A 5,729-nucleotide genomic window follows, 5' to 3' on the forward strand; every position below is an offset into this window, starting at 1 on the left:
GGTGGGGCCACCGGCGCTGGGGCTGGTGGGGCAAGCATTAGGACTGACCCAGCACGAGTCTCGCGGACCCACGCTTCAGCAGTGATGAGCGGTGGCTCCCGTTCCCGGACAGGGGGTGGGGGCCACCGCCCGCGCCTGGGAAAGGGAGGTGAGCGTCTTGTGGGACGTGGTGCGGTCGATGCTGCGCCCGGCGGAGCCGAGCGACGACGGCCTGGTGGATCTCGCACCGGCGAAGGAGATCCGGGCCATCTTCCGGCGGTTCTGGCCCGATGTCCGGCCGCTCCGGCCCTGGATCGCGCTCAGCCTGCTGTTCGTGTTCGTCGTGCCGCTGCTGACCGCGGCCGGCACCTGGATGCTCAAGGTCCTGGTCGACGACGTGCTGACGCCACGGGACTTCTCGCTGTTCCCGGCCGTGGCGGCGGTGTACGTCGGCATCACGCTGCTCGGCGGAGCGCTCGGCTTCGTCGACCAGTACCTGGCGACGTGGATCGGGGAGCAGTTCGTCCACCGGTTGCGCACCCGGGTGTTCGCCCACCTGCACACGCTGTCCATCGGATTCTTCGACCGTCGCCGCCTCGGGGACATCCTGAGCCGGCTGGTCGGCGACATCGGGGCGATCGAGACCCTGATGCTGGGCGGTGTCGCGCAACTGCTGTCCGCGGTGGTCCAGGTCCTGCTGTTCGGCGCGCTGCTGTTCTACCTGGACTGGCGGCTCGCACTGGTGTCCCTGATCGCGGTGCCCGGCTTCTGGTTCGCCGCGCGTGTCTTCTCCCGGCGGATCAAGGCCGCGTCCCGCGAGGCGGGGCGGCGCGGCGGATCGATCGGCGTGGTGGCCGAGGAGAGCCTGGGCAACGCCCTGCTCATCCAGGCCTATGGCCGCGAGGACGCCGAGAACTCCCGGTTCACGGCGCAGAGCGCGGGCAGTGTCGGCGCGGAACTCGCCGCCGCCCGGATCGGGGCGATGTTCGGGCCCCTGGTCGAACTCCTCGAGGTGGCCGGGGTGCTGGCCATCGTCGGCGTCGGCATCTGGGAGCTGACCGCAGGCAACATCACCCTCGGCGGGCTGCTGGTGTTCCTCGCCTACATCGCCCAGCTCTACAGCCCGGTGCGCAACCTCGCACAGCTGTCCAACTCGATCTTCGCCGCGGCCGCGGGAGCGGAGCGGATCATCGAGCTGCTCGACCAGCGACCCACCATCACCGCTCCCGAGGTGCCGGTCGATCTGGGCCGGGCCCGTGGCCGCCTGGAGCTCGAGCACGTCTCCTTCCGCTACCCCGAGACGCCCATGGACGTCCTCACCGACGTCGGCTTCAGCGCCCCGCCCGGCACCATCACCGCCCTGGTGGGGGCCAGCGGAGCCGGGAAGACCACCCTCACCAAGCTCCTCCTGCGGTTCTACGACCCTGCCCAGGGGCGGATCACGCTGGACGGGCACGACCTGCGGGAGCTCGACCCCGCGCAGCTGCGCGCCAACATCGCGGTCGTCCTGCAGGAGACGCTGCTGCTCGACGGCACCGTCGCGGAGAACATCCTCGCCGGACGCCCGGACGCCGACCACGACACGGTCGTCGAGGCGGCCCGGGCGGCCGACGCCGACGCGTTCATCCGGGCGCTCCCCTACGGCTACGACACCCGCGTCGGACAGCGCGGACGGCTGCTGTCCGGAGGGCAGCGCCAACGCGTCGCGATCGCCCGCGCGATGATTCGTGACGCCCCCATCCTGCTGCTCGACGAGCCCACGACCAGCCTGGACGCCGAGGCGAGCCGGCGCATCCTCGCGCCGATGCGCCGGCTGATGGTAGGGCGCACGACCATCGTCATCTCGCACAACCTGCTCACCGTCACCGACGCGGATCAGATCCTGCACCTCCAGCACGGCCGGATCACCGAGGCCGGCACCCACGAGGAACTGCTCGCGGCCGGTGACGGCTACGCCCACCTCTATCGGCTCCACCAAGTGCCGAACGGCGCCCGACCCCGAAAGCCGCTGCCCGGCGGCCCGTCCCCTCGACCGGAAGGTGTTGTGTCATGAGGATCGTCTGCGTCGGCGGCGGCCCGGCCACGCTGTACTTCGCCATCCTGGCGAAACTGTGCGACGCCGGCCACGAGATCACCGTCATCGAGCGCGATCCGGAAGGAGCGACGTACGGCCTGGGCGTCGTCTACTGGGACGACCTGCTGGACATGTTGTACGACAACGACATGGAGAGCGCCCGGGAGCTGCGGGCCGCGTCCGTCCTGTGGCAGGACCAGGAGATACGGATGCGCAGCACCGACACGGCCTACTTCGGTGGCTACGGCTACAGCACCACCCGCGCCGCCCTCCTCGACGTGCTCACGTGGCGGGCGCGTGAGCTGGGCGTCGTCGTCGAGCACGATCGGGAGATCGTGACGCCCGCCGACTTCTCGGCCATCGCCGGCGCCGATCTGGTCGTCGCGGGCGACGGGGCGAACAGCCGCGTCCGCCAGATGCACAGTGCGCAGTTCGGATCCCAGGTGAAGGTGGGCGGCAACCCCTACATCTGGCTCGGCACCGACAAGGTCTTCGACAGCTTCATCTTCGCCTTCGAGGAGACTCCGGCCGGCTGGATCTGGTTCCACGCCTATCCGTCGAGCCGCGAGATCAGTACCTGCATCGTCGAGTGCACCGAGCAGACGTGGCACGCGTTGGGACTCGACAGTTGCAGTGACTCCGACGGCATCCGGCAGCTGGAGACCATCTTCGCCAAGGCGCTGGACGGGCACTCGCTGATCAGTCAGTCCCGCGGTCAGTCGGCCCGGTGGCTGCGTTTCGTCGAGGTCAGCAACGAGACCTGGCGCCACGAGAACACCGTGCTCATGGGCGACGCCGCCCACACCACGCACTTCACGATCGGGTCGGGCACCCGGCTGGCGATGATGGACGCGATGGCGCTGTCCCACTGTCTCCGTCAGCACGAGGACCTGGACCTGGCGTTGAAGACCTACGACGAGCGGACCCGTGAGTCGCTGCGGCGGGTGTCGGCGTCGGCGCGCTCGAGCAAGGCCTGGTTCGAGAACGTCGACCGCTACGCCGACGGCCGCGACGCCGTGGACTTCTCCTACGCGATGGGCGGGCGTTCCGGCTACCAGGCGCCGTGGCGGTACCAGATTTACCGCGCCACCCAGAACGCGGTACTACGCCGGATCCGTCGTGCCGCGAACACCGGCGAGCGGTGGGTCCTGGCCCACCGCCGTGGCGAGCGATGGGCCCCGCGTTCGCGGATGCCCGCTCTGCGGACGTCCTGACCGGGATCGACCCGCAACCGACCCGGGTCGCCTCCGCCGCCGGCTCGACGCGTGTTCGCGTGGATCCTCCGACCCGCTCCGCATGAGCACGGCAGCGCGGGGTACCCGGGCGCGTTCGGGCCGGGACGCCCGCCCTGGACCGGGGGCCCTCGCGAGCAGCCGACCCCCGCCCGTCAGACCCACGGGCTCGCCCGGGGCCGTCGAAGGAGGAGACCCGTGCTCGTTGGCGCTCCCGCCGTCCACCCGAATCCGGTCGGCTGATGCTCCCGCGCGTCGACCGGGTCGTCACCTCCCGCACCGTCGAGATCAACGACGAGCCGGTGACGATCGAGAACAACATCTGGCTGATGGGCGACGACGAGCAGGTGCTGGTCGTCGACGCGGCGCACGACGGCGATGCGATCAAGGAGGCCATCGGGGACCGGCGCCTGTTCGCGATCGCGTGTACGCACGGTCACCGTTACCACGTCGACCAGGCCCCGGCGGTGGCCGACTCGGTGGGTGGGCCCATCCTGCTCAACGCCGCCGACCAGGTGATCTGGGAGCGGGTGCACCCGGACCACGCACCCGACGGGGAACTGCCGCACGGCGAGGTGCTGCGGGTGGCCCACGTCGACGTCCGCGTGCTGCACACACCAGGGCACTCCGACGGGTCGGTGTGCCTGTATGTCGCCGCGTTGGGGGCCGTGTTCACCGGCGACACCCTGCTCAAGGGCGGACCGGGCCCCACGGACTGGAGCCTGAGCCGCTTCCCGACGCTCCTGCGGTCGCTGGAGGAGCGGGTGCTGGCGCTGCCCGCCGAGACGCGCGTCCTGCCCGGCCACGGTGAGGAGACCACGATCGGCGACGAGGCTCCGCACCTCGCCGACTGGATCGCCGTCGGCCCATCCTGACGCCCGCCCCCACCGCCGCTGATCAAGGGCAGAAGGGGGCCCGTGAAGATCAACAAGCCCCCTTTCGCCCTTGATCAGCGGGGCCGTGGGGGGTGCTCGGGGGGATCGGTCGCGGGCGTTGACCGGGGTTGATGCGGATGCTACGAACGATCGCATCATTCGCGATCACTTCGGCTTGCGACGGAGCACCGATGAGCGAGACGACGGCGGTGACGGCAACCCGGACCAGGATCGACGCCCCGGCGGCACTCGATCACCTCACCGGGTTCGGCAACCATCACGCCACCGAGGCCGTCGCCGGGGCGCTGCCGGTCGGCCGGAACTCCCCGCAGCGCGCCCCGCTCGGCCTCTACGCCGAGCAGATCAGCGGCACGGCGTTCACCCGCCCGCGCGGGGCCAACGCCCGCTCCTGGGTCTACCGGATCCGGCCCTCCGCGGCGCACCCGCCGTTCCGGCGCATCGGGAACGGCGATCTGCGGACCGCACCGTTCACCGAGGTCGAGCCGGACCCCAACCGGTTGCGGTGGAACGCGTGCCCGATCCCCGACCAGCCGTGCGACTTCGTCGACGGGCTGTTCACCGTCGGGGGCAACGGAGACGCGATGACCCACGCCGGCATCGGCGTGCACTGGTACCGCGCGAACCGGTCCATGACCGACCGCTACCTCGTCGACGCCGACGGCGAGCTGCTCCTCGTGCCCCAGCAGGGCCGGCTGCTGCTGGACACCGAGCTCGGCCGGCTCCAGGTGGGGCCCGGCGAGATCGCGGTGGTCCCGCGCGGCATCCGGTTCCGGGTCGAGCTGCTCGACGGGAGCACTCGCGGCTACGTCTGCGAGAACTACGGGGCTCCGTTCACGTTGCCCGAGCGCGGTCCGATCGGGGCCAACGGGCTGGCGAACGAGCGCGACTTCCGGTACCCGGTCGCGGCCTACGAGGACCGCGACGAGCCGGTGCAGGTCGTGCAGAAGTTCGGCGGCAACCTGTGGGCCGCCGACTACGACCACTCGCCGCTCGACGTCGTGGCCTGGCACGGCACCTACGCGCCCTACGCCTACGACCTGGCCCGGTTCATGACGATCGGGACGATCAGCTTCGACCATCCGGACCCGTCGATCTTCACGGTGCTGACCTCGCCGACCGACACCCCCGGGCTGGCGAACGCCGACTTCGTGATCTTCCCGCCGCGATGGCTCGTCGGGGAGGACACCTTCCGCCCGCCGTGGTTCCACCGCAACGTCATGAGCGAGTTCATGGGCCTGGTGCACGGCGTCTACGACGCCAAGGCCGAGGGGTTCGTGCCCGGCGGTGCGAGCCTGCACAACACGTTCGCCTCGCACGGTCCGGACGCCGAGACCTACGCCCGGGCCAGCTCCGTCGAGCTGGCCCCGCAGAGGGTGGATGACACGCTCGCCTTCATGTTCGAGAGTCGCTGGACGATCGTGCCGACGGCGGGCTGGCGATCAACCCCATTCTGGCCCAGGGGGTCGCGATGGGAGACGACTTCCATGTGCGCATCACGGCCGCGTCGAGCCTGCTGTTCCGAGAGCTCGCACCGAAGCTCGCGCGGGT

Annotated in this window: 4 protein-coding genes; all 4 read left to right on the forward strand. The window is 70.7% G+C overall.

The genetic code is table 11. The features are described 5' to 3' along the window. Positions 1 to 148: 148 nt before the first annotated feature. The gene (locus tag HF519_RS29020; RefSeq protein ID WP_312860420.1) at positions 149 to 2,032 is read left to right on the forward strand and encodes an ABC transporter ATP-binding protein; all 1,884 of its coding nucleotides are present in this window, start codon (positions 149 to 151) and stop codon (positions 2,030 to 2,032) included. Then, positions 2,029 to 3,267 (forward strand): FAD-dependent monooxygenase, encoded by a 1,239-nt coding sequence (locus HF519_RS29025; RefSeq protein WP_169416164.1) that lies wholly within the window; start codon positions 2,029 to 2,031, stop codon positions 3,265 to 3,267. Before HF519_RS29020 ends, HF519_RS29025 begins: the two co-directional genes overlap by 4 nt. A 260-nt stretch (positions 3,268 to 3,527) precedes the next feature. Next, positions 3,528 to 4,160, forward strand: a complete 633-nt coding sequence (locus tag HF519_RS29030) for an MBL fold metallo-hydrolase (RefSeq protein ID WP_169416165.1) — start codon at positions 3,528 to 3,530, stop codon at positions 4,158 to 4,160. A gap of 191 nt (positions 4,161 to 4,351) precedes the next feature. Beyond that, the coding region (hmgA, locus tag HF519_RS29035) for a homogentisate 1,2-dioxygenase (protein ID WP_169416166.1) at positions 4,352 to 5,729 on the forward strand (1,378 nt) is incomplete at its 3' end.

Source organism: Pseudonocardia bannensis, assembly GCF_012911875.1.
Classification (GTDB): domain Bacteria; phylum Actinomycetota; class Actinomycetes; order Mycobacteriales; family Pseudonocardiaceae; genus Pseudonocardia; species Pseudonocardia bannensis.

Bases quoted from the DNA above. Each gene is read 5' to 3' on its own strand.
- HF519_RS29025 (WP_169416164.1), top strand. From the start codon at position 2,029: ATGAGGATCGTCTGCGTCGGCGGCGGCCCGGCCACGCTGTACTTCGCC.
- HF519_RS29030 (WP_169416165.1), top strand. From the start codon at position 3,528: ATGCTCCCGCGCGTCGACCGGGTCGTCACCTCCCGCACCGTCGAGATC.